This is a genomic window from Streptomyces milbemycinicus (assembly GCF_002154605.1).
Classification (GTDB): Bacteria; Actinomycetota; Actinomycetes; order Streptomycetales; family Streptomycetaceae; genus Streptomyces; species Streptomyces milbemycinicus.
Genome location: NZ_MUNE01001107.1, coordinates 486 through 1473, shown reverse-complemented (window position 1 = coordinate 1473; position 988 = coordinate 486). Strand labels below are relative to the sequence as shown.

Genomic DNA, 988 nt, shown 5'->3' with positions numbered 1-988 from the left:
CGGCGAGGACGGGCTGTCCTCCCTGGAACCGGTGGCGGACGTACTGCGCTGGGTGCCGCCCGCCGCGGCCATCGACGCGGTCCAGGGCGTCGGCGACGGCTCGTACGGGACCGCAGCCGCCCAGCTCGCCCTGTCGGCGGGGCTGCTGGCGCTGCTGCTGTGGTGGTGGCAGCGCAGTCTGACCCACCTGATGACCTCGCCGGACTCCTCGACCATCCAGGCCGCCGAACCCAGCCGCAAGCGCCCCACCTCGGCTGCCGCACGGCCCGCGCTGCACCGGCTGCTGCCCGAGAACCGCACCGGCACGGTCGTGCTGCGCACGCTCCGCTACGCCTGGCGGGACCCGAAGACCAAATCCGCGTGGGTGACCTCACTGGCCGTCGGCCTGCTGGTGCCGGTCGTCACCACGGTCCAGGGCGCCGGCAACGTCTACGCCTCCTGCTGGGCCGCGGGGCTGCTCGGCATGCAGATGTACAACCAGTTCGGGCAGGACTCCTCGGCGTTCTGGATGGTGGCGCAGACGATCTCCGCACCGCGCGACGCCTATCTGGAGCTGCGCGGGCGCGCGCTGGCCCTCTCACTGGTCGGCGTCCCCTACGTCACGCTGGCGGTGCTGGGCTCGGCCGCGCTCATGGACGAGTGGGCGGCGGTCCCCGACGCGCTCGGCCTCGCCCTGGCGCTGTTCGGCGCGCTGGTCGCGACCNNTGGATGCATACCTCCGGGGCGGACGACTGGTTGTGGCTGCTGCTTCCGCTGGGCGCGGCGTACGGCACCGGGGTCGCCCTGGGCGGCCTGCGGCTGGCCGCACCGCGGACGGCGGCGCGGCTGCCGGAGATCCTGGCGGCAGTCACCAAGGGCTGAGCCCACCGCCCCTACACGCCTCCCGTCGCGAGCGAGAACCACACGCCCTTGCCCTGCACCCCGCCAATCCCCAGCGGCGCGCCGGGGCTTGTTCCCCACTTGTCCGCGAGCGCGTCCACGATCCGCA

Annotated in this window: 1 pseudogene; it reads left to right on the top strand. The window is 73.9% G+C overall.

Annotated elements, in window-relative coordinates:
* Window positions 1-861: pseudogene (locus CCN51_RS51380) on the top strand (transporter); the annotation flags it as partial.
* Window positions 862-988 lie beyond the last annotated feature (127 nt).